Origin of the sequence: Pseudomonas sp. LRF_L74, assembly GCF_965644255.1 — a bacterium.
GTDB lineage: Bacteria > Pseudomonadota > Gammaproteobacteria > Pseudomonadales > Pseudomonadaceae > Aquipseudomonas.
On sequence record NZ_CBFFRH010000003.1, the window covers coordinates 153,153 to 174,468 of the forward strand.

19 protein-coding genes are annotated in these 21,316 nt (G+C 62.7%); 10 read left to right on the forward strand and 9 right to left on the reverse strand.

The features are described 5' to 3' along the window. Positions 1 to 121: 121 nt before the first annotated feature. From ACSZPK_RS09325 to ACSZPK_RS09355, 7 genes are all read right to left on the reverse strand, one after another. Positions 122 to 358 (reverse strand): hypothetical protein, encoded by a 237-nt coding sequence (locus ACSZPK_RS09325; protein ID WP_437881176.1) that lies wholly within the window; start codon positions 356 to 358, stop codon positions 122 to 124. A gap of 69 nt (positions 359 to 427) precedes the next feature. Continuing rightward, positions 428 to 928, reverse strand: a complete 501-nt coding sequence (locus tag ACSZPK_RS09330) for a DUF6586 family protein (RefSeq protein ID WP_437881177.1) — start codon at positions 926 to 928, stop codon at positions 428 to 430. 21 nt (positions 929 to 949) lie between these two features. Continuing rightward, the gene (gene topA / locus ACSZPK_RS09335; RefSeq protein WP_437881178.1) at positions 950 to 3,550 is read right to left on the reverse strand and encodes a type I DNA topoisomerase; all 2,601 of its coding nucleotides are present in this window, start codon (positions 3,548 to 3,550) and stop codon (positions 950 to 952) included. A gap of 106 nt (positions 3,551 to 3,656) precedes the next feature. Beyond that, a complete protein-coding gene (locus tag ACSZPK_RS09340; RefSeq protein ID WP_437881179.1) occupies positions 3,657 to 3,893 on the reverse strand; it encodes a DUF1653 domain-containing protein in 237 nt (78 codons plus the stop codon). A 63-nt stretch (positions 3,894 to 3,956) separates the two neighbouring features. Further along, complete coding sequence (gene fadA / locus ACSZPK_RS09345; protein ID WP_437881180.1) at positions 3,957 to 5,132, reverse strand: acetyl-CoA C-acyltransferase FadA; 1,176 nt, start codon at positions 5,130 to 5,132, stop codon at positions 3,957 to 3,959. 30 nt (positions 5,133 to 5,162) lie between these two features. Further along, on the reverse strand, positions 5,163 to 7,310 hold the full coding sequence (gene fadB, locus ACSZPK_RS09350) for a fatty acid oxidation complex subunit alpha FadB (protein WP_437881181.1): 2,148 nt from the start codon (positions 7,308 to 7,310) through the stop codon (positions 5,163 to 5,165). Between the two features lie 367 nt (positions 7,311 to 7,677). Further along, positions 7,678 to 8,115: a hypothetical protein gene (locus tag ACSZPK_RS09355; RefSeq protein WP_437881182.1), complete on the reverse strand. Its 438-nt coding sequence runs from the start codon at positions 8,113 to 8,115 to the stop codon at positions 7,678 to 7,680. Positions 8,116 to 8,231: 116 nt separating this feature from the next. Here ACSZPK_RS09355 and ACSZPK_RS09360 point away from each other — a divergent pair, with 116 nt between their 5' ends. Continuing rightward, positions 8,232 to 8,672, forward strand: a complete 441-nt coding sequence (locus ACSZPK_RS09360) for a universal stress protein (RefSeq protein WP_437881183.1) — start codon at positions 8,232 to 8,234, stop codon at positions 8,670 to 8,672. A 1-nt stretch (position 8,673) separates the two neighbouring features. On the opposite strand, the gene ACSZPK_RS09365 is transcribed toward ACSZPK_RS09360, so the two are convergent. Together ACSZPK_RS09365 and ACSZPK_RS09370 are read right to left on the reverse strand one after the other, a co-directional pair. Then, positions 8,674 to 9,363, reverse strand: a complete 690-nt coding sequence (locus ACSZPK_RS09365; RefSeq protein ID WP_437881184.1) for a DUF6901 family protein — start codon at positions 9,361 to 9,363, stop codon at positions 8,674 to 8,676. A 242-nt stretch (positions 9,364 to 9,605) separates the two neighbouring features. Then, on the reverse strand, positions 9,606 to 11,534 hold the full coding sequence (locus ACSZPK_RS09370; protein WP_437881185.1) for an ATP-binding cassette domain-containing protein: 1,929 nt from the start codon (positions 11,532 to 11,534) through the stop codon (positions 9,606 to 9,608). 138 nt (positions 11,535 to 11,672) lie between these two features. Between ACSZPK_RS09370 and ACSZPK_RS09375 the strand changes: the two genes are divergently transcribed. The 9 genes from ACSZPK_RS09375 (at position 11,673) to ACSZPK_RS09415 (ending at position 21,293) form a co-directional block, all read left to right on the forward strand. Continuing rightward, on the forward strand, positions 11,673 to 13,601 hold the full coding sequence (locus ACSZPK_RS09375; protein WP_437881186.1) for a transglycosylase SLT domain-containing protein: 1,929 nt from the start codon (positions 11,673 to 11,675) through the stop codon (positions 13,599 to 13,601). Between the two features lie 63 nt (positions 13,602 to 13,664). Continuing rightward, on the forward strand, positions 13,665 to 13,913 hold the full coding sequence (locus ACSZPK_RS09380; protein ID WP_437881187.1) for a hypothetical protein: 249 nt from the start codon (positions 13,665 to 13,667) through the stop codon (positions 13,911 to 13,913). Between the two features lie 244 nt (positions 13,914 to 14,157). After that, positions 14,158 to 15,297, forward strand: coding sequence for an aromatic ring-hydroxylating oxygenase subunit alpha (locus ACSZPK_RS09385; protein ID WP_437881188.1), 1,140 nt, complete (start codon positions 14,158 to 14,160; stop codon positions 15,295 to 15,297). A gap of 66 nt (positions 15,298 to 15,363) precedes the next feature. After that, positions 15,364 to 16,293, forward strand: a complete 930-nt coding sequence (locus ACSZPK_RS09390; RefSeq protein ID WP_437881189.1) for a 3-keto-5-aminohexanoate cleavage protein — start codon at positions 15,364 to 15,366, stop codon at positions 16,291 to 16,293. 14 nt (positions 16,294 to 16,307) lie between these two features. Next, a complete protein-coding gene (locus ACSZPK_RS09395) occupies positions 16,308 to 17,729 on the forward strand; it encodes an aminobutyraldehyde dehydrogenase (protein WP_437881190.1) in 1,422 nt (473 codons plus the stop codon). 112 nt (positions 17,730 to 17,841) lie between these two features. Next, positions 17,842 to 18,777, forward strand: a complete 936-nt coding sequence (locus tag ACSZPK_RS09400; RefSeq protein ID WP_437881191.1) for a 3-hydroxyacyl-CoA dehydrogenase NAD-binding domain-containing protein — start codon at positions 17,842 to 17,844, stop codon at positions 18,775 to 18,777. Between the two features lie 58 nt (positions 18,778 to 18,835). Further along, positions 18,836 to 19,786 carry a PDR/VanB family oxidoreductase gene (locus ACSZPK_RS09405; protein ID WP_437881192.1) on the forward strand — a complete coding sequence of 317 codons (951 nt, stop codon included), beginning with the start codon at positions 18,836 to 18,838 and terminating at the stop codon, positions 19,784 to 19,786. Continuing rightward, entirely contained in the window at positions 19,786 to 20,271 is a 486-nt protein-coding gene (locus ACSZPK_RS09410) for a thioesterase family protein (RefSeq protein ID WP_437881193.1), read from the forward strand. Before ACSZPK_RS09405 ends, ACSZPK_RS09410 begins: the two co-directional genes overlap by 1 nt. Positions 20,272 to 20,351: 80 nt before the next feature. Further along, complete coding sequence (locus ACSZPK_RS09415; RefSeq protein ID WP_437881194.1) at positions 20,352 to 21,293, forward strand: choline ABC transporter substrate-binding protein; 942 nt, start codon at positions 20,352 to 20,354, stop codon at positions 21,291 to 21,293. Positions 21,294 to 21,316 lie beyond the last annotated feature (23 nt).

Sequence of the window (21,316 nt, forward strand, 5' to 3'; positions counted from 1 at the left end):
GCACCATCCACTGCCCATGCATTGGCCTGGATGGCCACCTAGGAGACTGCCGATTGGGGCTTTGCGGGGAATGGGTCGGGACGCACAGCCCCCTTTACCTCGAAGCAACGCCCGCCCTATTTCAATGCAACGTGTGCGGCTGCTGATCTTCGTGATCGATCTCGCCATCGGCCAGACGCCCGGCCATCTGCACACCGATATTCAACATGGCCTTGGCCACTTCGACATGATGTCCCTGCAGGAACGCTTTCGCATCGTCGGAAAAATTCAGTGTCACCAGCATTTCTTCATCTTCTGCCCGGCGCAATACGATGCGACCGTCAGGCAGCTCGACGATTTCAAGAAAGGATGTGGACATTACAGGGCTCTCCAATCGTACGGCTAAGTTGAGCGGCCGGATGCCCGCGCTACATGACCGGGGTGATGCTCAGCACTCGCTGAGCGACTCGCGAAAACGCAGTGCGAGTCCTTTGATGTTCTGGCGCCATTCTTCGAGTAGCGCGTGCGACAAGGGTGCAGGCTGCGCATCGACGTCCCAGGTGCGGATGATATCAGCCTTGGCCTCCTTCACCTCACTGGGCGGTAAGAACAAGGCTGCATATGCACCAAGCAAACGCGCCAGCCAGGATTCCGGCTGACCGGCGATTTCCACAAGCTCAGCCAGTTCAGGACTCGGCGATTCGGCAATGACGGCCTGGTTGACCAGCGCCTCGACCCGAGGCGCTCTTGCCTGAGGCATGCGGTAATAACCGGCTACCTCATGACAGAGCCCTAGCAAACCGCCATAGAGATGGAACAACACCGCTTCGCGCTCGGCCTCGGCCTGACCCGGAGTACCTTCGCCCGCTTCAGCCTTGCGCAGGCGCTCAAGTGCCAGCCCGGAGAAATAGATCTTCTGGTTGGTGCGGGTGTACAGCTCATTGGCCATGGTCATGCCCTCGCGCAGACGTCACTTGCTCTCTACCTTCCACTTGCCGCCATCGTAGAACGCGCGCCAACCGCTAGGCTTGCCGTCGACCTCACTCTGGACGTATTGCTCCTTGGTCTTGCGGCTATAACGAATTACCGTTGGCCGGCCTTCGCCATCCTTCTGCGGTGCGTCCAACAGATAGTGGTACTTCGGATCGATCTGGTCACGATGAGAGATCAGTTCCTTGACCAATGGTGCACGGGTTTCGCGATTCTTGGGGAACTGGCTGGCGGCGAGGAACAATCCAGAAGCGCCGTCGCGCAAGACATAGGTGTCATCGACCTTCTCGCACTTGAGTTCGGGCATCGGTACCGCATCCATCTTCGGCGGCGCGGCCTCACCGCTCTTGAGCAGCTTGCGGGTGTTCTTGCAGCTTGAGTTGGTGCAACCGAAGAACTTGCCGAAGCGGCCTGTCTTGAGCTGCATCTCGCTACCGCATTTGTCGCATTCAAGGCTCGGGCCTTCGTAGCCCTTGATCCGATACTGGCCCTGCTCGATCTCGTAGCCGGCGCAATCCGGGTTGTTGCCGCAGATATGCAGCTTGCGAGTTTCATCCAGCAGGTAGGCATCCATCGCCGTACTGCAGATCGGGCACCGATGCTTGTTGCGCAGCACGCGGGACTCGGACTCGCCCTCGTCATCCGCCGCGATTTCGTCGCCAGGGATCAGGTTGATGGTCGCCTTGCAGCGCTCCTTGGGGGGCAATGCGTAGCCCGAGCAACCGAGGAACACGCCAGTGGATGCGGTACGGATCATCATGTGGCGACCACATTCGCGGCAGGGAATGTCGGTCGGCGTCGGCTGATTGGCGCGCATGCCGTTGTCGGCAATCTCGGCGACCTCGAGCTTCTTCTTGAAATCGCCATAGAACTCATCGAGCACGTTTTTCCAGTTGCGCCCCCCCTGCGCCACGTCGTCGAGGTTCTCCTCCATCCCGGCGGTGAAGCCGTAGTCCATGAGGTTGGAGAAGCTCTCGTTGAGGCGCTCGGTGACGATATCGCCCATCTTCTCGGCATAGAAACGACGGTTCTGCACCGTGACGTAGCCACGCTCCTGGATGGTCGAGATGATCGCCGCATAGGTGGACGGACGGCCGATGCCACGCTTCTCCAGCTCCTTGACCAGGCTGGCTTCGGAGAAGCGTGCCGGCGGCTTGGTGAAGTGCTGGCTCGGGTCGAGCTTGATCAGTTTCAGCGACTCGCCCTGGCGCATGTCCGGCAGCACGTCGTCCTCGCCCGGCTTGCTTTGCTGCGGCAATACCTTGGTGTAACCGTCGAACTTGAGGATGCGCCCCTTGGCCCGTAGTTCGAATGCGCCGGCTGCGACCGTCACGCTGGTGGACAAGTATTCGGCAGGCGGCATCTGGCACGCCACGAACTGGCGCCAGATCAGGTCGTACAGGCGCTCGGCATCGCGTTCCATGCCGGCAAGCTGGGTCGGGCGCAGGTTGACGTCGGAAGGACGAATCGCTTCGTGCGCCTCCTGGGCGCCTTCCTTGCTCGAATAGAAATTCGGTTTTTCCGGCAGGTATTTCTTGCCGAACTCGCCGTCGATGAAGCCGCGCACCATATCGATGGCATCGGCCGACAGGTTGGTCGAGTCGGTACGCATATAGGTGATGTAGCCAGCTTCATAGAGACGCTGGGCCATCATCATGGTCTTCTTCACACCGAAGCCCAGGCGATTGCTCGCCGCCTGCTGCAGGGTCGAGGTGATGAAGGGGGCCGACGGACGGCTGCTGGTCGGCTTGTCTTCGCGCTTGGCGACGCTGTAGCTGGAGGACTTCAGTTTCTCCAGAGCAGCCATCGCCTGGGCTTCGTTGACCGGCTTGAACGCCGCGCCGTTCTCGCGAACGACCTCGAAACGCGCCTTGGCATTCTTCGCAGTGCCGAGGTCGGCATGCAGTTCCCAGTACTCTTCGGGAACGAAAGCACGGATTTCGCGCTCGCGTTCGACCACCAGCTTCACCGCAACGGACTGCACGCGCCCGGCCGACAAACCACGGGCGATCTTCTGCCAGAGCAGCGGCGAGACCATGTAGCCGACCACGCGATCGAGGAAGCGGCGCGCCTGCTGGGCATTGACGCGGTTGATGTCGAGGTCGCCCGGCCTGGAGAAGGCCTCCTGAATGGCCTTCTTGGTGATCTCGTTGAACACCACGCGCTTGTAGCGACTGTCATCGCCACCGATGGCTTCGCGCAGGTGCCAGGCGATGGCCTCCCCTTCTCTATCCAAGTCGGTTGCGAGATAGATGGTGTCGGCATCCTTGGCCAGGCGGCGCAGTTCCTCGATCACCTTCTCCTTGCCGGGAAGGATCTCGTACTTGGCCTTCCAGCCATGCTCGGGATCGACGCCCATACGGGTGAACAACTGGCGCTTGGCCTTTTCCTTGGGTGACAGCGCAGGTGCCTCGGCAGCGGCCTTGGTGCGCTTCACCGGTTCCTTGGCGCTCGACGAACCGCTGGTAGGCAGGTCACGGATATGGCCGATGCTCGACTTCACCACGTACTGGTTGCCCAGGTACTTGTTGATGGTCTTGGCCTTGGCCGGGGATTCCACGATGACCAGCGATTTGCCCATGGGATTGGAAAATTCCTGAATGCTTTGAAGTAAGAGCGGCGGGAGTAGCCGTTAAGGCACCGCTATATATAGTGGCCGTCGAGGTGAGGTCAAGCACGGACGCCAATCAGCCCTTGTTGAAAAGCTCGGGCTCGGCCTGGATCAGGGCGAAGCGCGGCAGCTCTTCCCCATCGACCTCGACCGTTTCGCAGAACATCTCCAGCGGCCTGACCCACAGGCCATACTCGCCGTACAAGGCCTGGTAGACGACCAGGGTTTCTTCTGTCTCGGAATGCCTGGCCACACCGAAAACGCGATACTCGGGGCCTTTGTAGTGGCGATACAGACCGGGTTGTACCCGCATGGTTCGACTCCTTATAAAAACGAAAACCGGGGCACGGGGCCCCGGTTCTCCAAGCGCGAAAACTCAGACTCGTTCGAAAACCGTGGTGATACCCTGACCGAGGCCGATGCACATGGTCGACACGCCTAGAGTGCCGCCATTCTGTTTCATCACGTTCAACAGGGTGCCGGAAATACGTGCGCCGGAGCAACCGAACGGATGGCCTAGGGCAATCGCGCCGCCGTGCAGGTTGACCTTCTGCTCCATCTTGTCGAGCAGCTTGAGGTCTTTCAACACGGGCAGCGCCTGGGCGGCAAAGGCTTCGTTGAGTTCGAAGAAGTCGATGTCATCGATGCTCAGGCCGGCGCGCTTGAGTGCTTTCTGGGTCGCGGGGACCGGGCCGTAGCCCATGATCGCCGGGTCCACGCCGTGCACCGCCATGGCCCGCACTACCGCCAGGGGCTGGATACCCAGGTCCTGGGCACGCTGGGCGGACATGACGATCAGGCATGACGCGCCATCGGTGATCTGCGAAGAAGTCCCCGCCGTCACGGTACCGCCCTTCGGGTTGAACGCGGGCTTCAGGGCCGCCAGGCTTTCGATGGTGGTGTCCGGACGGATGGTTTCGTCATAGTCGAAGACCTTGAGGAAGCCATTCTCGTCGTAGCCTTCCATCGGGATGATCTCGTCCTTGAACTTGCCCTCTAGCGTGGCCTTGTGGGCCAGGCGGTGGGAGCGTTCGCCGAAGGCGTCTTGGGCTTCACGGGTGATGCCGTGCATCTTGCCGAGCATCTCGGCGGTCAGGCCCATCATGCCCGAGGCCTTGGCCGCGTACAGCGACAGGTGCGGGTTCGGGTCGACGCCGTGCATCATGCCGACGTGGCCCATGTGCTCGACGCCGCCGACCACGAACACGTCGCCGTTGCCGGTCTGGATCGCCTGCACGGCGGTGTGCAATGCGCTCATCGACGAACCGCACAGGCGGCTGACGGTCTGCGCCGCGCTGGTGTGCGGGATCTGGGTCATCAGCGACGCCATGCGGGCGACGTTCCAGCCCTGCTCCAGGGTCTGGTTGACGCAACCCCAGATCACGTCCTCGACTTCGGCCGGGTTGACCTTGTCGTTACGCTCCAGCAGCTTGCTGATCAGGTGCGCCGACATGTTCTCGGCGCGGGTGTTGCGGTGCATGCCGCCCTTGGAGCGGCCCATCGGCGTACGGCCGAAGTCGACAATGACGGCGTCTCTCGGATTCAGACTCATCTTTCTATACTCGCTCTGTTCGTTCCGCGATCAACCGAAAAACTTCTGGCCGTTCTTGGCCATTTCGCGAAGTTTGGCGGTCGGCTGGTAAAGCGCTCCCAGTTCGGCGTACTTGTCGGCCAGGGCGACGAATTCGCTCACGCCGACAGAATCGATGTAGCGCAGCGCGCCACCGCGGAAGGGAGGGAAACCAATCCCGTAGACCAGGCCCATGTCGGCCTCGGCCGGGGTCTCGACGATGCCGTCTTCCAGGCAACGCACGGTTTCCAGGCACAGCGGAAGCATCATGAAGTTGATGATGTCGTCATCGCTCAGTTCGCGCTGCTCACGCACGATCGGCTTGAGGATCTCGTAGGCCTCCGGGTCCTGGACCTTCTTCGGCTTGCCGCGCTTGTCGACTTCATAGGCATAGAAGCCCTTGCCGTTCTTCTGGCCGAGGCGATTGGCCTCGTACATCACGTCGACGGCAGTCTTGCCCTGCACCGCCATGCGGTCCGGGAAACCTTCGGCCATCACGTCGCGGCCATGGTGGCCGGTGTCGATACCGACCACGTCGGACAGATAGGCCGGGCCCATGGGCCAGCCGAACTTCTCCATCACCTTGTCGATACGCACGAAGTCGACGCCGAACTCCAGCAGCTTGGCGAAACCGCCGAAGTACGGGAACAGCACGCGGTTGACCAGGAAACCCGGGCAATCGTTGACCACGATCGGGCTCTTGCCCATCTTCTTGGCGTAGGCGACAGTGGTGGCCACGGCTGTTTCGGACGACTTCTCGCCACGGATGACTTCGACCAGCGGCATCATGTGCACCGGGTTGAAGAAGTGCATGCCGACGAAGTTCTGCGGGCGCTTGAGCGCCTGGGCCAAGAGGCTGATGGAGATGGTCGAGGTGTTGGACGCCAGGATCGCATCCTCTTTCACCGCGCCCTCCACCTCGGCGAGTACCGCTTGCTTGACCTTCGGGTTCTCGACCACCGCCTCGACGACGATGTCGACGTTACCGAAGTCGCCATAGGACATGGTCGGGCGAATGGCATTCAGCGCCTGGGCCATCTGCTCAGGAGTGGAACGACCCTTCTCGACGCGCTTGCCCAGCAGTTTGGCCGCTTCGTTCAAGCCGGTCTGGATGCCGTCTTCGCGAATATCCTTCATCAGGATCGGCGTGCCTTTCGAGGCGGACTGGTAGGCGATGCCGCCGCCCATGATACCCGCGCCCAGCACGGCGGCGAGCTTCACCTCGTGGGCGATCTTGTCGTATTGCTTGGCTTTCTTCTTCAGCTCCTGGTCGTTGAGGAACAGGCCGATCAGGCTTTCCGCGACCGAGGTCTTGGCCAATTTGACGAAGCCAGCCGCCTCGACCTCCAGCGCCTTGTCGCGACCGAAGTTGGCAGCCTTCTGGATGGTCTTGATCGCCTCGACCGGGGCCGGGTAGTTCGGCCCCGCCTGGCCGGCGACGAAGCCCTTGGCGGTCTCGAAGGCCATCATCTGCTCGATGGCGTTGAGCTTGAGCTTGTCCAGCTTCGGCTGACGCTTGGCCTTGTAGTCCAGCTCGCCGGAAATGGCCCGCTGGACCAGGTCCAGAACGGCTTCCTTGAGTTTTTCGGGCTTGACCACCGCATCGACCGCGCCGACCTTGAGTGCGTCGGCCGCGCTGTTTTCCTTGCCCGAGGCAATCCACTCGACGGCATTGTCGGTGCCGATCACCCGTGGCAGGCGTACGGTGCCGCCAAAGCCTGGATAGATACCCAGCTTGACTTCCGGCAGGCCGATTTTCGCGGTCTCGCTCATGACCCGGTAATCAGCGGCCAGGGAAATTTCCAGACCGCCGCCGAGCGCGATGCCATTGATGGCCACGACGGTCGGTACATTCAGGTCTTCGAAGTCACTGAAGATGCGGTTGACTTCGAGGTTGCCGGCCAGCAGTTCCTCGTCGGGCAGCTTGAAGTTGTCGACGAATTCGGTGATGTCCGCGCCGACGATGAACACGTCCTTGCCACTGGTGACGATAACGCCTTTGACCGAGGCGTCCGCCTTGATGGCATCCACGGCCTGGCGCAACTCGGTCAGGGTAAGGCGGTTGAACTTGTTGACGGACTCACCCTTGAGGTCGAACTTCAGTTCGACGATGCCACTCTCAAGAGCCGTAACCGTGATGGCTTTACCTTCGTAAATCATCAACTGATCTCCACGGTATGGAAGCTGAACGTACACATCGGAGCCAAGGAGGCTTGAAGCTATGAGCTTAGCCTCGATCAGCACGGCACACCCGCCGATGCGAGCCTGGGGCAATCGAGCAGGAGCAAACGCTCAATTCATACGCCCGTTTGATTGGGTGACACACCTTCTTTTAAAAGCGCACGGTTGTCAATTACCTGGCAGATTAACCCGGCATAGATGACGAAATCCGCCGCGTGCCTGCGCCATGGGACAGGCGCGATAAGGGACAATTCAGGGAAATGATGGGCAGCTCGGCAATAACCTGAAGGCCATCGGCACGGTGCGACTGCCGGTCTTGCCTCGAGCAGGCTGTCGCTGCCCCGACTCACGCCACCTCATCCAGAAACCTCGCCACCCTCTGCAACGTGTCCTTGTCGCCCCGCTCGCCCCAATAGAGCGCGATCATCTGCCGCCCCGCCTCTACCTTGTAGACATCGCCTGGCAAGCTCGACAGCCTTTCGAGCAACGCCACGTCGGGGCAAGGCTCGCGCCATTGGTTGAGCCACTGGCCAGGCGTCGACTGCCAGTAACACCAGGGCTCTTCCCTGCCGGTACGGCGAGCACGGTGATACTGCGCACAGCTATGTGGCGGGGGCGTTTCGAGCCAGTGCGGCCATTGCTCCTGCACCAGTTGCATACCGAGCCCCATGCGCCGCGCCTCCAGACGCAACGCCATCTGGCCGCTCTGGCGTGCGGACGGGCGCAGCCAGACCAGTGGGCTAAGTGCCACGCCAACGAATAAAATCACGATCCACCAGGTCATATGTGTCACTCTGCGCGAAAAACGAAGCGCACGGGGTCCGCCCTGCGACGAAACGTCAGCAGACCCCGGCCGCCAGGAAAGCCATACTGAATCACAGCCCTTCAGGAGGAAGAACCATGTCCTATCAGCACATTCTGATCGCCATCGATCTGACCGAGGAATGCCACCCGGTCGTCCAGCGTGCCCTGGCGCTGGCCGACAGTACAGGCGCCAAGGCCGCCCTGGTTCACATCATCGAGCCAATGGCCATGGCCTTCGGCGGCGATGTTCCAATGGACCTGTCGCTGCTGCAACAGCAACAGTTCGACCAGGCCCGCGAGCGCTTGCAGAAGATCGCCGCGCAGTACCCGCAACTGGCCAGCGAACAACAGCAACTGGCCTACGGCCAACCGCGCCAGGAACTACACCGCCTGGCAACCGAACTGGGCAGCGACCTGATCGTGGTCGGCAGCCACGGCCGCCACGGCCTGGCCCTGCTGTTGGGTTCCACGGCCAACGATGTCCTGCATGGCGCGCCCTGCGATGTACTGGCCATTCGCCTGAAGAAACAGAACTGACTCAGGATACTGCGCCGGTATTCATGACCATCGGCCGGATCTTCTGCAACTGCGTCTCCAGCGAAACCGTCATGCTCGATGACAGGGAAAAGAAGGCCAGGAAGGCCTTGAGATTGGAGTCGCCCTCGCAGATGGCGTGAATCCGCTGCCAGAATGCCTGGTTGACCAGTTGCAGGCGCTTGAACTGGTCGACCAGGCCTTTCAGTTCCCAGTCGGGCGTGCCGCCTTCGCGCAGCAGAAAATACTGGCGCGTCAGGTAGAGGGAGATGGTGCGCAGCACGAATTCGTGGCTGCTGGCGAACGGCAGGTGATTACGCGCCATGGGTTTCATCTGCGCCAGGTCCGGGCAGGCACTGGTCGCCATGATCACACCGAGCAACGAGCGCAACGCCTCCTCCAGCCCTACCTGCTGCTTGCTGTACTCACGCTCCGGCGTACGCACCCAGACTTGCGCCTTGTGGAACGCCGGCAAACCATGGAAATCCTCGACGACCCGGTGCAAATCCACTGCCGCCGGACAATGGCTATAGCGATCCTTGGCCAGCGGGCAATTGCTGCATTGGTTGTAGTCAAGCCGTGTCCATTTCGGCAACCCGTCGCCAACCTGTGCCGGGTCATACTCTCGCTCCAACTCCACCCGATAACTGAACTGATGATGATCATCCAGCGCGATGCGGTACTCAATCGCCATTAAACGGCTCCGACAGGCGTCTCAAGGAAGTTCCATGTTATGCAAGCAGTTGAATCATAGGGTGTTTCCGGTCAATGAAAGCGTACGTGCTTATCACATTGAGCAGACCTGGGAACACGCAGGCCGATAGCTCGGAATGAAACGAACGTGGCCGTTCGCAGGATGGCTCGGGCCGCGTAGGTATCGCTTCGTTCAAGCCATCCCGCAACTACCTTCCTCCAGTTATCCGGCGCTTCTGAAACTCAAGATTCCAGTTCGGCCCAACGTTCCAGAAGCCGATCCAGCTCCTGCTGCAGTGCATCCAGGCGGCCCAGCGCTGCCGCGGTGATGTCGGCAGGCTGCTGATAGAAAGCGGGATCGGCGATCTTCTCCTGCAGTTCGGCCAGTTGGGTTTCCAGCGTATCGATCTGCCCTGGGATAGCCTCCAGCTCACGCTGCAGCTTGTAGCTCAGTTTCTTCTTGCTACCCGCCGCGTCGGCAACTGGCACCGCAGCCGGGGCAACGACCGGCTCTGCAACCGGCGCGGGAGCGGCCATCTCGGCCTTGCCCGATTTGCTCTCGCCAACGCCGAGCAAACGTGGCGAACCGCCCTGACGCAACCAATCCTGATAACCGCCGACGTACTCACGCACCCTGCCCTCGCCTTCGAACACCAGGGTGCTGGTCACTACGTTGTCGAGGAAGGCACGGTCGTGGCTGACCATCAGCACGGTGCCCTGGAAGGTCAGCAGGACCTCTTCGAGCAATTCGAGGGTTTCCACATCGAGGTCGTTGGTCGGTTCGTCGAGCACCAGCAGGTTGGCCGGCTTGCTGAACAGCTTGGCCAGCAGCAGACGCGCGCGCTCACCGCCGGACAGCGCCTTGACCGGGGTTCGCGCCCGCTGCGGGCTGAACAGGAAATCGCCGAGGTAACTCAGCACGTGACGGTTCTGGCCGTTGATCTCGATGAAGTCACGGCCTTCGGCCAGGTTATCGATAACGGTCTTTTCCAGATCGAGCTGATGACGCAACTGGTCGAAATAGGCGACATCGATCCTGGTGCCCTCAGTGACGGTCCCGCTGCTCGGCTGCAGGCCACTGAGCATCAACTTCAGCAGCGTGGTCTTGCCGGTGCCGTTGGCGCCCAGCAGGCCAATGCGGTCGCCACGCTGCAGGACCAGGGAGAAATCGCGGATCAGGAACGGCCCGCCGGGATGCGCGAAGCTGACGTTCTCCAGCACCATCACCTGCTTGCCGGACTTCTCCGCCGCTTCCAACTGGATGTTGGCCTTGCCGGTGCGTTCACGCCGCTCGCTACGCTCGACACGCAGTGCCTTGAGGGCACGCACCCGCCCTTCGTTACGGGTACGGCGCGCCTTGATGCCCTGGCGAATCCACACTTCCTCCTGGGCCAGCTTCTTGTCGAACAGCGCATTGGCGGTCTCTTCGGCAGCCAGCGCCGCTTCCTTGTGCACCAGGAAACTGGCGTAGTCGCCGTTCCAGTCGATCAGGCCGCCGCGATCCAGCTCGAGAATGCGTGTCGCCAGGTTCTGCAGGAAGGAGCGGTCGTGGGTGATGAACAGGACCGCGCCCTGGAACTCCTTCAAGGCCTCTTCCAGCCAGGCGATGGCGCCGATGTCCAGGTGGTTGGTCGGCTCGTCGAGCAGCAGCAGGTCCGGCTCGCTGACCAGCGCCTGAGCCAGCAGCACCCGACGGCGCCAGCCACCCGACAACTCGGCCAGGGTCTTGTCGGCCGGCAATTGCAAACGGCTCAGGGTACTTTCGACCAGTTGCTGCAGGCGCCAGCCATCCCGGGCTTCGAGGTCCTGCTGCACGTGCATCAGTTTGTTCAGGTCGTCTTCGCTGACGCAGTTCTGCGCCAGGTGGTGGTACTGAGCGAGCAGGTCGCCAACACCATCCAGGCCCTGGGCAACCACGTCGAACACGCTGCGACCATCGGCGACCGGCAGTTCCTGGGGAAGCTCGCCAATTTTCAGTCCGGGTGCGCGCCAGATCGAACCGTCATCGGGCTTCTGATCGTCCTTGACCAGTTTCAGCATGCTCGACTTGCCGGTGCCGTTGCGGCCAATGATGCACACCCGCTCGCCCCGCGCGATCTGCCAGGACACCTTGTCCAGCAGCGGCATGGCGCCGTAGGCGAGGGATACATCGGCGAACTTGAGCAGGGTCATGGCGGCACTTCCAGAAAAACGGTGGCGCAGTTTACCCGAATAGGCTGCGCCCCGCGCTTTCGTCAAGTGTGGCCAGCCGCTAAGCTAGCAACCTTGTCATGCGTCACGTCCCGCACCGTCTATCTATCCGGAAGTGTCATGCGCCGTTCTCTGTACAGCCTGTTTTCCTGCCTGATCCTGTGTACTGTCAGTTTTTCGTCCGCCCAGGCCGCGCCACTGGCCCAGCAACGCCAGATGTACGATGAAGCCAAGCGCGCCCTGGCCAAGGGCGACAAGGGCCCCTACCAGCGCTACGCCGATGAATTGCGCGACTATCCACTGACGCCCTATCTGGCCTACGACGAACTGACCGCCCGCCTGAAATGGGCGAGCAATGCGGAAATCGAGCAGTTTCTCGCCCAGTACGGCGACCTGCCCCAGGCCAGTTGGATGAAGCTGCGCTGGCTGCGCTGGCTGGCCGAGCGCGGCGACTGGGCGACCTTCACCCGCTACTACGATCCCAAGCTCAACTTCACCGAGCTGGACTGCCTCAATGGCCAGTACCAGATGAGCCACGGCCTGACCGCCGAGGCCTATGCCACCAGCGAAAGGCTCTGGCTGGTCGGCAAATCCCAGCCGGATGCCTGTGACCGCCTGTTCGATGCCTGGGCCGCCGCCGGCCAGTTGACCGAAGAGAAACGCTGGAAGCGGGTGAAGCTGGCCACCGAGGCACGCAATTACTCACTCGCCACCTCGGTCGCGAAAAAGCTGCCGACCCTGCAGGCGCGCGCCAACCTGATGATCGACATCGCGCAGAAACCGGCACAGCTCACCCAGACCGCACGTTTCGTACCTGCCGACCAGGCCATGGCCGATGTCGTCGGCCTGGGCCTGCGTCGTCTGGCCAGGCAGAATCCGGAGCAGGCCCTGGCGTTGCTCGACCAATACGCACGCAAGCTGCCCTTCTCGACCGAGGAAAAGGTTTCCATCGCCAAGGAAATCGGCCTGACCCTGGCCAAGAGCTTCGACCTGCGCGCCCTGCCGATCATGGAGCAGTACGACCCGCAACTACGCGACGACACGGTTTCCGAATGGCGCGCACGCCTGTTGCTGCGCCATGCACGGTGGTCGGATGCGTACCAGTTGATCAGCACGTTCCCCGACAGCCTGGCCAGCACCAGTCGCTGGCGTTATTGGCGCGCCCGCAGCCTGCAACTGGCACAGCCGCAGAGCAAGCAAGACATGCCGCTGTACCAGGCGCTGGCCAAGGAGCGCGACTTCTACGGTTTCCTCGCCGCCGATCGCATCGAAGCGCCCTACAGCCTGAACAACAAGCCGCTGGCGATCAGCCCGCAGATGATGCAGAAGGTGCGCAACACCCCCGGCGTGCGCCGCGCGCTGGAGTTTCATGATCGCGGCGAGATCGTCGACGGTCGCCGCGAGTGGTACCACGTCAGCCGCCTGTTCAGTCGCGACGAGATGGTCACCCAGGCCAAGATCGCCTTCGACTTGCAATGGTATTTCCCGGCCATCCGCACCATCAGCCAGGCGCAATACTGGGACGACCTGAACATCCGCTTTCCCATGGCTTACCGCAACAACCTGGTCAACCAGGCCAAAACGCGCGGCCTGCACTCCAGCTGGGTATTCGCCATCACCCGCCAGGAAAGCGCCTTCATGAGCGATGCACGTTCCGGCGTCGGCGCCATGGGCCTGATGCAACTGATGCCGGCGACGGCCAAGGAAACCGCGCGCAAGTTCAGCATTCCCCTGGCCTCGCCACAGCAGGCATTGGACCCGGCGAAGAACATCGAGCTGGGCGCCGCCTACCTGAGCCAGGTCCACGGCCAGTTCAACGGTAACCGTGTGCTCGCCTCCGCCGCCTACAACGCAGGCCCCGGGCGCGTGCGCCAGTGGCTGAAAGGCGCCAATCACCTGGCCTTCGACGTCTGGGTCGAGAACATCCCCTTCGACGAGACCCGCCAGTATGTGCAAAACGTGCTGTCCTACGCGGTGATCTACGGCCAGAAACTCAACGCACCGCAACCGCTGGTCGACTGGCACGAGCGCTTCTTCGACGATCAGTGATCCGTTCCTGGCCGGGCGCGGCTCGCATCGCGGTCCGCCCCGCTACAGCCCCTGCCGCATCTGATGCAGATCAATACCTGGGCAGCCCTGATCTCCGATCATCGGGGCAAACCGCATAGGGAAGGGCTCGCCATGAAAGAAAATCCGCACGACTCGGCCAAGGCGTTGGTGGCCCTGCTGATGAGTGGCTGCGATGACCTGTCGCACTCACTGCGGAAAATGCGCTTGGAGCGAAGCTCGAAAGTCATCGTCGAGGCTAACGCACAGCTCCGCCACTGCGGCAGCGTGCTCGCCAAGCCCCATGCGCGCTGATGCGCTGGCGTTTCGAGGCGGACCGCATAACGGCTACGCATAGGGCAACGGTACGCCAATAAGCCCTCGCCAGGCGCCCCCTGCACGGGCAGCGGAGCGAGCCTGCGACCGACCGATTTATCCAAAAACGACAGCGGCGAATAAACAACAAACAGCGTCCAATCCTGCACACTCGGCCATCGACACCAGCACCATCATCTCGCCAGAGGCACCCAAGCCCCAGAACGAGAAAAAGGCCGCTGACATGTCTGAATTACTCCTCCCCCAGCAGTTCGAAGCTATCCAGAAGGGTTATCACCACGACCCCCTCGTCTCGCAATCGCTGCGCGCCGAAGCCTATACCGATCCGCAATGGTTCAAGCTCGACCAGCAGCAGATCATCGCCAAGAGCTGGCAGTGGGTCTGCCATGTGGAAAAGGTCCGCGACCCCGGCACCTACACCACCGCCGACATCGCCGGCCACCCGATTGCCGTGGTGCGCGACCAGGACGGCTCGCTGCGCGCCTTCTACAACGTCTGCAAGCACCGCGCGCATCCCGTGCTCAGTGGCGAGGGCAAGGTGCGGCGCATCGTCTGCCCCTATCACTCCTGGTGCTATGGCCTGAACGGCCAGCTCGTCGGTGCTCCGCATGTCGGCGGGCTGAAGGAATTCGACAAGGATGCCATCCACCTGAGCCCGGTTCAGGTCGAGGAATTCTGCGGCTTCATCTACGTCAACCTGGACCCCGAGGCGAAACCGCTCGCCGAGCTGTCCGGCGACCTGAAACAGGAAATCGACCACTGGGCGCCGGACATCGGCAGCCTGACCTTCGGCCACCGCCTGACCTACGAGATCAAGTCGAACTGGAAGAACGTCGTCGACAACTTCCTCGAGTGCTACCACTGCCCGACCGCGCACAAGGACTTCTGCACCCTGGTCGACATGGACACCTACAAGGTCACCACCCACGGCATCTATTCCAGCCACATGGCCGAGGCCGGCAACGGCCAGAACACCGCCTACGACACCTCCAAGGCCAAGGTGCGCACCCACGCCGTCTGGTGGCTGTGGCCCAACACCTGCCTGATGCGCTACCCGGGACGCAACTCGATGATCGTGCTGCACATCATCCCGGTCGGCCCGGACCTGACCCGCGAGACCTACGACTTCTACCTGGAGACGCCCGAGCCGGACGACATGGAGCGCGAGGCCATCCGCTACCTCGACGAGGTGCTGCAGGTCGAGGACATCTCCCTGGTGGAAAACGTCCAGCGCGGCATGCAGACGCCCGCCTTCGAACAAGGCCGGATCGTCACCGACCCCGACGGCTCGGGCAAATCCGAGCACGCCCTGCACCACTTCCACGGCCTGGTGCTCGACGCCTACCGCAAAGCCGTGGCGTGACCGCTTCCAGCCTGGGCACGCCATGTGCCCAGCCCCCTTGTCGTCCCTGCAAAGGATGTAGCCAGCATGCCGAAATCCGTCATTATCACCTGCGCCACCACCGGCGGGGTGCATACCCCGACCATGTCGCAGTACCTGCCGATCACCCCGTCGCAGATCGCCGAATCCTCCATCGAGGCCGCCCAGGCCGGTGCCTCGATCATCCACCTGCATGCCCGTCATCCAGAGACCGGCAAGCCTGATCCGCGTCCCGAACTGTTCCGCGAATCGATGCAGCAGATTCGCCAGCACAGCAATGCCGTACTCAACGTCTCCACTGGCGGTGGCCTGGGCATGAGCCGTGAGGAGCGCCTGCGTGCCGCCATCGCCCTGAGCCCGGAAATGGCCTCGCTGAACGTCGGTTCGATGAACTTCGGCATCTTCCCGATGAAGGCCAAGCACACCACCTGGAAGCACGACTGGGAACCCGCGTTCCTGGAAAGCACCCGCGACTTCATCTTCCGCAACACCTTCAGCGACATCGAGTACATCGTCAAAGAACTGGGCGACGGCCACGGCACCAGGTTCGAATTCGAATGCTACGACCTCGGCCATCTGTACAACCTGGCCTGGGTCATCGACCAGGGCTGGATCAAGCCGCCGTTCTTCGTGCAGATGGTGTTCGGCGTGCTCGGCGGCGTCGGCGCCGACCTGGACAACCTGATGCACATGCACACCGTCGCCCAGAAGCTGTTCGGTGACAGCTACGAATGGTCGGTGCTGGCCGCCGGCAAGAACCAGATGCACTTCGCCACCCAGGCCGCGCTGCTCGGCGGCAACCTGCGGGTCGGCCTGGAGGACAGCCTGTACATCGGCCCGGGGCAAATCGCCAAGAGCAATGCCGAACAGGTGCAGAAGATCCGTTCCATCGTCGAGAACCTCGGCCTGCAGGTCGCCACCCCTGAGGAAGCGCGCGCACGCCTGGGCCTCAAGGGCAGCGACAAGGTCACCTTCTGATCCGGGAGTTCATCATGCAGAGCAAACTGTTGATCGATGGCGAACTGGTCGAGGGCGACGGCGAACGCCTGGACGTCATCGACCCCGCCACGGGCGAGCGCATTGCGCAGCTTGCCCAGGCGAGTGACGAGCAGGTCGACGCTGCCGCCCGGGGCGCACAGGAGGCCTTCAGCGAATTCGCCAAGACCACGCCAGCGGCCCGCGCCGCATTGCTGCTCGATATCGCCGAGGTGATCGAGCAGAACGCCGAAGAACTGGCGGCACTGGAGAGCCTCAACGTCGGCAAGCCCTGGCCTTCGGCGCTCGACGACGAGATACCGCTGACCATCGACACCTTCCGCTTCTTCGCCGGCGCGGCGCGTACCTTGTCCGGTGTCGCCGCCGGTGAATACGTGCAGGGTCATACCAGCATGATTCGCCGTGATCCACTCGGCCCGGTGGCCGCCATCGCACCGTGGAACTACCCATTGATGATGGCCGCCTGGAAGCTGGCTGCCCCGCTCGCTGCCGGTTGCACCGTGGCACTCAAGCCCTCGGAAGTCACTCCGCTGTCGACCCTGCGCCTGGCGGAGCTGCTCAAGGATCGGCTGCCCAAGGGCGTGCTCAACGTGATCCATGGTCCCGGCCAAACGGTCGGTGATCGGCTGATCAATGCCGCGGGGATCGAAGGCGTCAGCATCACCGGCTCGCCTGCCACCGGCAGCGCCGCCATGCGGGCCGCGGCCAGGGAATTGCGCCAGGTCCATGTCGAGCTGGGCGGCAAGGCACCGGTGATCGTCTACGCCGATGCCGATATCGACAAGCTGGTCGCCACCCTGCGCGGCACGGCGTTCTTCAATGCCGGCCAGGATTGCGCCCAGCCCTGCCGGCTGATCGTCGCTGCCAGTATCTACGAGCGGGTGGTCGCCGAACTGGCCGACGCGGTCGGGCGGATTCGCACCGGCGCACCGCGCGAGCCAGGGACGGAAATGGGGCCGCTGGTCAGTGCCGCCCATCGTCAACGGGTGGCCGATTTCGTCGAGCGCGCCCGCGCCCATGCCGAAGTGGTCACCGGTGGTTTCAGCGAAGACCGCCCCGGTTTCTTCTACCGCCCCACGGTGGTGGCCAACGTCGACAACCACGCCGAGATCGCCACCCACGAACTGTTCGGGCCAGTGATCAGCGTATCGCGCTTCAACGACGACCAAGACCCCATCGCCATCGCCAACGCCGGGCGCTACGGCCTCGCCTCCTCGGTGTGGACCCGCGACACCGCCACCGCCATGGAGGCCACCAGCCGCCTGCGCTACGGCTTCACCTGGGTCAACAGCCACGGCGTGGCGACCCCGGAAATGCCCTGGGCGGCGATGAAAGGCTCGGGCCACGGCTGCGACATGTCGGTGTTCGCCCTCGATGCCTACACCAGCGTGCGCCACGTGATGTTCGCCCACTCATGACCTGCCGACCCGCCGTCATTCCCGCGCAGGCAGGAATCCAGCAGAACCTGGGTTCCTGCGAATGACGGTGAATGACTTTTCAGATTTTCTCACTACAACCGAGATGATTCAGATGAACGATTTTCCTAATGTCGCCGTATTGGGTGCCGGTGTCATCGGTGCCAGCTGGGCCGCCCTGTTTCTCGCCTCCGGGCGCAATGTGGCGGTATACGATCCCGCCGAGAACATGCGCGCCGATGTCCTGAACTACATCGAGACGGCCTGGCCGACCCTGCTCGAACTCGGCCTGGCCCAGGGCGACCGGCGTGGCGAGCTGAGCTTCCACCATTCGGCGGCCGATGCCGTGCGCGACGCCGATTTCATCCAGGAAAGCGTGCCCGAACGCGTCGCCATCAAACACACCCTCTACGCGCAGATCGAGCCGGCGCTCAAGCCGGGCGCGATCGTCGCCTCCTCCGCCTCGGGCCTGCGCCTGGGGGAAATGCAAGCCGGTTGGATCGACCCATCGCGCTTCATTCTTGGTCATCCCTTCAACCCGCCACACCTGATTCCGCTGGTCGAGGTCATGGGCAACCAGGCCACCGCGCCGGGCGTGGTCGAGCAGGCCGAACGTTTCTACGCGCAGGTCGGCAAGATCACGATCCGGGTCAACCGCGAAGTGCGCGGGCATGTGGCCAACCGTCTGCAAGCGGCGTTGTGGCGCGAGGCGATCCATCTGGTCAAGTCAGGCGTGGCCAGCGTCGAAGATGTCGACAAGGCGGTCTGGGCCGGCCCCGGTCTGCGCTGGGCGGCCATGGGCCCGACCCAGTTGTTCCACCTCGGCGGCGGCCCTGGCGGCCTGGCTTCGTTCTGCGAGAAATACGCCGACAGCTTCAACGGCTGGTGGGACGACCTCGGCGATCCGCGCCTGGATGCGCCAACCGCCGCGCAACTGGTCAGTGGCGTCATCGAAGCCTCGCACCATCGCAGCCAGGGCGATCTGTCCCAGGAACGCGACGCGCTGATCACGGCGATGCTGAAAACCACCACGCCGCTGCGCCGCGCCTGAGCCACGGGCGAACGACCGGGGCGCGCCTGCCCCGGTGAATGACAAGAACGAGGTCATCATGTCCGATCATCTGACACTACGGGTCGTCGATCTCGTCGCCGAAGCCAAGGGGGCGATGGTCGTGGAACTGCGCGATCCAGCGGGCGGCGAGCTGCCCGCCTTCACGCCTGGCGCCCATATCGAGCTGCATTTGCCCGAGAATCGTGTGCGCCAGTTTTCGCTGTGCAACGACTCACGGGAACGGGATCGTTATCAGGTCGGCGTTGGCCTCTCGCCCAGCAGCCGAGGCGGCTCGCGCTACGTGCACCAGTCATTGCGTGTCGGCGACCTGATACAGGTCTCTGCGCCACGCAACAACTTTCCGCTGGCGATGGATGCGCCCGGGCATGTGTTCTTCGCCGGCGGCATCGGCATCACGCCGATCCTGTCGATGATCCACTGGTGCGAAGCCAACCGGCGTCCCTGGCACCTCTATTACCTGGCCCGCAGTCGCCAGCGCGCGGCCTTCCTTGAGCAACTCAAGGTCTACGGCGAGCGGGTGACGCTGCATGCCGACGACGAGGCGAATGGACTGTTCGACGTCGCCGGCACCGTCGCCGCCCTGGCGGCGTCCGACCACCTGTATACCTGCGGGCCGATGCCGCTGATGCTGGCGGTCGAAGCGGCGGCCCAGGGGCGCCCGGACGCGAACGTGCACTTCGAATGGTTCACACCCCGGCAGTTCGACAGGCCAGCCAACGAGGAACGCTTCACGGTGAAGCTGGCCAAGACGGGCCTCAGCCTGGAAGTGCCCCCCGACAAGAGCATCCTCGAGGTGCTGGAAGCCAACGGCGTAAAGGTCGAGAACTCGTGCCGCGAAGGCACCTGTGCCTCATGCGAAACCTGCGTGCTCTCGGGTATCCCCGACCACCGCGACAGCGTGCTGACGGCAGCGGAAAGACAAAACAACGCCACCATGATGATCTGCGTCTCACGGGCGCGGTCATCGACACTGGAACTGGATCTCTGATGAATGCCCCCACATTGCCGACCTACGAAACCACGATAAAAGCCGAATGGGTCGACTACAACGACCACCTGCGCGACGCCTTCTACCTGCTGGTCTGCAGCTACGCCAGCGACGCCCTGATGGACCTCATCGGCCTGGATGAACAGGGCCGCGCCGCCACCGGCCACACGCTCTTCACCCTGGAGGCGCACATCGTCTACCTCGCCGAAGCGAAACGGGGCGAACGACTGGCGGTACACACCCACCTGCTGGAACGCGATGGCAAGCGCCTGCACCTGCTGTACAGCCTGCTGCACAAGGACAGCGGCCGCCTGCTCGCGGTGAGCGAACAACTGCTGATGAACATCGACAGCCAGCGCGGCAAGTCCGCGCCCTTCGCGGCCAGCGTGAGCCAACTCATCGACGCTACCTTCGCCAACCAGCACGCCTCGCCGGCTCACGAATACCACGGACGCACCATCGCCATCAGAAAGCCCGTCACCTGAACGAGCCATAACCTGCCAACTCTTCCCCTGCCTTTCACAACCGCAACATAAGAACAACGTGCCATGAGAGGAAGTCACCCATGAAACAAACCACGCGTTTCATCGCAGCCTGCGTGCTGGCTTGCGTATCGGTCGCCCCCGCCTGGGCGGATGATCAGAGTTGCCGACAGGTGCGCTTCGCCGAGATCGGCTGGGCCGATATCGCCGCCACCACCGGGGTCGCCACGGTGCTGGCGGAGGGCCTGGGCTACCGGCCGAGCAAGCTGATGGCCTCGGTGCCCATCGCCTTCACCGGGGTGAAGAACAAGCAGATCGACGTGTTCCTCGGCTACTGGTCGCCGTCCATGGATTTCGTCATCGAGCCCTTCACCAAGAATGACGGACTGAAGGTCCTGCCGACGCCCAATCTGGTCGGCGCCAAGTACACCCTGGCGGTACCGACCTACGCCGCCGAGGCAGGGCTGAAATCCTTCGACGACATCGCCCGGTTCAAGGAGCAGCTGCACGGCAAGATCTTCGGCATCGAACCCGGCAACGAAGGCAACGTGATGGTCGACAAGATGATCAAGGACAACCAGTTCGGCCTGAAGGATTTCAAACTGGTCGAGTCCTCCGAGGCCGGCATGCTGGTGCAAATCCAGCGCGCGGTGAAACGCAAGGAGCCGGTGGTGTTCCTCGGCTGGGCGCCGCATCCGATGAACACCCAGTTCGACCTCACCTACCTGGCGGGCGGCGACGACGTGTTCGGCCCCGACTTCGGTGCGGCCAAGGTCTACACCGTGGTGCCGTCCGACTACGAACAGCGTTGCGGCAACATGGCCAAACTGCTGAACAACCTGCAGTTCGACGTCGATATGGAAAGCCAGTTGATGGAGAAAATCCTGGCCAAGGAAGACCCGGTCAAGACCGCCACGGCCTGGCTCAAGGCCAACCCCGCGGTCCTCGAGAAATGGCTGGCCGGGGTCAAGACCTTCGACGGCGAAGATAGCCTGGCCGCGGTCAGGAAACACGTCGGGCTTTGACAAGCGCGGTGGCGTGTTTTCCG